Source organism: Polaromonas sp. AER18D-145, from assembly GCF_002379095.1.
GTDB lineage: Bacteria > Pseudomonadota > Gammaproteobacteria > Burkholderiales > Burkholderiaceae_C > Polaromonas.
In genome coordinates, this window is sequence record NZ_NBZV01000090.1 from 1 (window position 1) to 4,610 (window position 4,610).

Genomic DNA, 4,610 nt, shown 5'->3' on the forward strand with positions numbered 1-4,610 from the left:
TTCAACTCCCCACTCCCACCCCTAGCCCCTGCCCTCGCCCCGCTGGGCAATGGAGGGGGGACTTCATTTGGCCGCGTGCGCTGCGATCACGTTCAAACATGGCGACCGCTTGACTCCGACATGACGCGCTGCGCGCGTCATGTCTCCCCGCACCCGCATTTGCTCCCCCACCCGTCGGGCCGGGCCGAGGAGCGCAGGCAAAAGCGGATCAGGGCGAGCGATTGTCTGAGCCGCAGGCGAGTTTAGCCAGACCCCGCTTTTGGCGAGCACCACAGGTTGCCCCGAAGCGCAGCGCAGGGGACCCAGACCATCGGGTCGCCTTTTCTTTGGGTACTTTCTTTTGGCGAAGCAAAAGTAAAGTGCCTCGCCCGCCGGGGCGAGACCCGGCCTGCTGGAAGACCCACCCATTCACAAGCTTGTACAGGCTTCGACCCTTCGACAAGCTCAGGACAGGCCAAGCTCAGTCCGAACGGTACAAGAAATACAAACGCTATCAATTAAGTAGCTGCCAGCGCAAGCAGCAAAAGGCCTGAAGACCGATTTGACTTACAAATCCGTCCGCAGTTTCCAGATTTCCGGAAACAGCACCACGTCGAGCATCTTGCGCAGGTAACTCACGCCACCGGTGCCGCCAGTCCCCCGCTTGAAGCCGATCACACGTTCCACCGTCGTCACATGGCGGAAGCGCCAGAGCCTGAACGCGTCTTCGAGGTCGGTGAGTTCTTCGCCGAGCTGGTACAGGTCCCAGTACTGTTTGGGATCGCGATAGACCACCAGCCAGGCCTGTTCGACCGCATCGCTTTCCACATAGCCCTGGGTCCAGTCGCGCTGCGTGTGGCTGGCGGGTACCGCCAGGCCGCGCCTGGCCAGCAGGCGCAGGGCTTCGTCGTACAGCGAGGGCGCTTCAAAGGCGGCCTGCACCTGCGCCAGCAAATCGGGGCGATGCGCGTGCGGCTTGAGCATGGCGGCGTTCTTGTTGCCGAGGGCGAACTCGATGCAGCGGTATTGCGCGCTCTGGAAGCCGCTGGAGTTGGCGAGGTAGGGCCGGATCGCGCTGTATTCGGGCGGGGTCATGGTCGCCAGCACGTCCCAGGCGTGCACCAGCTGCTCCATGATGCGGCTCACGCGCGCGAGTTTCTTGAAGGCGTCGCCGAGTTCGTCCTGGGCCACGTTCGCAATCGCCGCGCCCAGTTCGTGCAGCATCAGCTTCATCCAGAGTTCGCTGGTCTGGTGCTGGATGATGAACAGCAGCTCGTCGTGCGCGGGTGAGAGCGGTTTTTGCGCGCCCAGAATCGCGTCGAGCTGCAGGTAGTCGCCATAACTCATGTCGCGGCTGAAATCAAGCTTGGCTTTTTCGTCGGTGACGATGTTTTCGGGGGTGGTCATGGTCAAGTCACCGCGTGTTTCTGGTTGAATTCGGGGCGCTGCCATTCGGCGGTTTCCAGCAACTGCTTCAAATGCTCGACGGCATGCCAGACATCCTCGAACCCGATGTACAGCGGCGTGAAGCCGAAGCGCAGGATATCCGGATGCCGGCCATCGCCGGACCCGGCCCGGAAGTCGCCAATCACGCCGCGCGCAATCAGCGCCTGCACGATGGCGTAGGCGCCTGAGTCACTGTCGCCGGGCCGCCCCAAGACGGTGACGGCCCCCTCGGGGGGCAGCGACCCGCGAAGCGGCGGAGCGTGGGGGCCCTGGCTTCTGGTGAGGCAGACCTGAGAGCCGCGTTGGGCATGTTCGCGCGGTGTCGCCAGGCCCAGACCATGGCCGGCGCAGCGTTCTTCCACCAGCGTGATGAACAGGTCGGTCAGTGCCAGCGACTTGGCCCGCAGCGCACCCATGCCACCGAGGGCGTCCGCGGCGCCGAACACATCCAGCCCGCACTCGAGCGCGGCCAGGCTCAGGATGGGCTGGGTGCCGCACAGGTAACGCGTGATGCCGGGGGCGGGCCGGTAGCCAGGCGTGAACTCGAACGGCGCGGCGTGGCCCCACCAGCCCGACAGCGGCTGGCAGAAACGGTCGGCGTGCCGGGGATGAACCCAGACAAAGGCCGGCGCGCCGGGGCCGCCGTTGAGGTATTTGTAGCCGCAGCCAACGGCAAAGTCGGCGTTGGCACCCTGCAGGTCCACCGGCACGGCACCAGCGCTGTGCGCCAGGTCCCACACCACCAGAACACCCGCCGCATGGGCGGCTTGTGTCAGCGCCGCCATGTCGTGCATGGCGCCGGTGCGGTAGTTCACATGGGTCAGCATCAGCACGGCGGCGTCCTGCGTCAATGCGGCAGTGATGTCATCAGGCTCGACCAGTTGCAGCCGGTAGCCGCGCTCGCGGCACAGCCCCTCGGCAATGTAGAGATCGGTCGGGAAGTTGCTGCGTTCACTGACGATGACTTTTCTGGCTGGCGCATCTTCGGCGGCCATGCCCAAGGCAGCGCTGAGGACCTTGTACAGGTTGACCGAGGTGCTGTCGGTGGCGACCACCTCGCCCGGCCCGGCACCAATCAGCGATGCAATCTTGTCGCCCAGGCGTTGCGGCAGGGTAAACCAGCCGGCGCTGTTCCAGGCGCGGATCAGGTCCTGGCCCCATTCGCGCGTGATGACCTCGGCCACACGCGCAACCGCGCTTTTGGGCAGCACGCCCAGGGAGTTGCCGTCCAGGTAAATCACGCCGTCGGGCAGCACAAAGTGGTCGCGCAGCGGACGCAGCACGTCGCGGGCGTCGAGCGCGCGGCAGTCGGTCAGTGTGGTCATGGGTTTCCAGTGCCGCCCCCGGGCAGTTCGCGCAGCACGGCGCGAACCGGCGAGGCGTCGGCTTTTGTCAGTTTGAGAGGCAGGGCAATCAGCTCGTAGTCGCCTTCCGGCACCTCGTCGAGCACCAGGTTTTCCAGCACACGCAGACCGTGCTTCAGCAGCAGGTGGTGGCTGGGCAGGTCCTGGCTGGTGGCGGGGTCCACGCTGGGCGTGTCGATGCCAACAAGTGCTATGTTTTTTGTAGCTAGCAGCGCAAGTGTGGCAGGCGCAATGGCCGTAAACAATGCCCAGGACTGGCTGGCCGCGGCGGCGGTGCGCAGCAACACGCGGGGTGGCAGCTTGTCCAGCGCGTGCGCGATGTGCTGCGGCTCCACCAGCGGGCCGCAGTCCAGGCAATGGATCACGCGGCAGGGCCCGAGGTAAGGCAGCAAGTCCACGGCGCCAATGGCCGGCGCGCCGTTGGCATAGTGCATGGGGGCGTCGGCGTGCGCGCCGGTGTGCGGCGAGAAGGTGAGCGTGTGGACGTTGACCGGGCAGCCGGGCGAGAGCGCAAAGTGCAGCTTCTGCGAATACGCCGCGTCGCCCGGAAACACGGCGGCCTGCTCGTCCACGGCGGGCGAGATATCCCAGATTTTCAGGGCGGGGGCCGCACCATGGGCGGCGCGGGAACGAGGTACGCTGGAACTCATTGCACAAAGGTAGCACCGCTGTAAATCCCGTGGTGTCGGTAATTTCCAACAGGCTTTCAAAATAGTTGAAACCTAAAGTAGTTGCATGCGGCGCCGGCGCTGGCCGCAAACACCGCCGGTGCAGCTCGGGCACAATTCGCAGGGTGCGGCGCCATGTGTTGGCGAGCCGCCATTTCATTCACATCCAAGAGACAAAGGTTCACCATGACATCAAACGGCAAGGTCGCACTCGTTACCGGCGCAGGCACCGGCATTGGCAAGGCGGTGGCGCTGGCGCTGCTGCGCGAGGGTTACCGCGTGGCGCTGGTGGGCCGGCGCGTGGAGCCATTGAACGAGGTGGCCCAGGCGTCGGCCGCCGGCGACAGGGCTCTCGCCCTGCCCTGCGATGTCAGCAACCCGGACGCGGTGCGTGCGGCCTTCGACAAGGTTCATCAGACCTTTGGACGCCTGGACCTGCTGTTCAACAACGCCGGCGTCGGTGCGCCCGCTGTGCCCATGGAGGAGTTGAGCTTCGAGCAATGGCAAAACGTGGTCAACATCAACCTGACCGGCTCCTTCCTCTGCGCGCAGCAGGCGATCCGCCTGATGAAGGCGCAGTCGCCCCAGGGCGGGCGCATCATCAACAACGGCTCGATCTCGGCGCACGCACCGCGCCCCCATTCGGCGCCCTACACCGCGACCAAACATGCGATCACCGGCCTGACCAAGTCGATCTCGCTCGACTGCCGCCAGTACGACATCGCCTGCGGCCAGATCGACATCGGCAACGCCCAGACCGAGATGGCCGCGCGCATGGCCAAGGGCGTGTTGCAGGCCAATGGCGAAATTGCGATCGAACCCTTGATGGATGTGAACCATGTCGCTGATGCAGTGGTGCACATGGCCGCCTTGCCGCTGGCGACCAATGTGCAGTTCATGACCATCATGGCGACGAAAATGCCGTTTGTGGGGCGCGGCTAGTCCGCAGGGCTGAAGGCGAAGTTCCCCTTTCACTCAGCTTGCAGGTAAACCACAACATTCATATGGCGGATTCAAGTACGAAGTGCAACGTTCAGAAATAGGGTGGGCCAAGAGTCAATAGGATGGGCTCTTTGTGACCAGCCAGTCTCAACGAAGCACCATGACCTACAAACACTTGACCCGAGAAGAACGATACCAAATTCACGTACTC

4 protein-coding genes are annotated in these 4,610 nt (G+C 64.3%); 1 reads left to right on the plus strand and 3 read right to left on the minus strand.

Going from position 1 to position 4,610, the window contains the following annotated elements; genetic code table 11:
- Positions 1–546 precede the first annotated feature (546 nt).
- From kynA to kynB, 3 genes are read right to left on the minus strand one after another with little or no spacing between them, the layout of a single operon-like run.
- Entirely contained in the window at positions 547–1,386 is an 840-nt protein-coding gene (gene kynA / locus B7G52_RS22810) for a tryptophan 2,3-dioxygenase (RefSeq protein WP_240523592.1), read from the minus strand.
- 2 nt (positions 1,387–1,388) lie between these two features.
- Positions 1,389–2,750: a kynureninase gene (kynU, locus tag B7G52_RS22815; RefSeq protein ID WP_096699952.1), complete on the minus strand. Its 1,362-nt coding sequence runs from the start codon at positions 2,748–2,750 to the stop codon at positions 1,389–1,391.
- On the minus strand, positions 2,747–3,439 hold the full coding sequence (gene kynB / locus B7G52_RS22820) for an arylformamidase (protein ID WP_096699953.1): 693 nt from the start codon (positions 3,437–3,439) through the stop codon (positions 2,747–2,749). Before kynB ends, kynU begins: the two co-directional genes overlap by 4 nt.
- A gap of 204 nt (positions 3,440–3,643) precedes the next feature.
- Between kynB and B7G52_RS22825 the strand changes: the two genes are divergently transcribed.
- Positions 3,644–4,399 carry an SDR family oxidoreductase gene (locus tag B7G52_RS22825; RefSeq protein ID WP_096699954.1) on the plus strand — a complete coding sequence of 252 codons (756 nt, stop codon included), beginning with the start codon at positions 3,644–3,646 and terminating at the stop codon, positions 4,397–4,399.
- The last annotated feature ends 211 nt before the right edge of the window (positions 4,400–4,610 follow it).

Coding starts and splice junctions, on each gene's coding strand:
- kynA (WP_240523592.1), bottom strand. CDS start 1,386: ATGACCACCCCCGAAAACATCGTCACCGACGAAAAAGCCAAGCTTGAT.
- kynU (WP_096699952.1), bottom strand. CDS start 2,750: ATGACCACACTGACCGACTGCCGCGCGCTCGACGCCCGCGACGTGCTG.
- kynB (WP_096699953.1), bottom strand. CDS start 3,439: ATGAGTTCCAGCGTACCTCGTTCCCGCGCCGCCCATGGTGCGGCCCCC.
- B7G52_RS22825 (WP_096699954.1), top strand. CDS start 3,644: ATGACATCAAACGGCAAGGTCGCACTCGTTACCGGCGCAGGCACCGGC.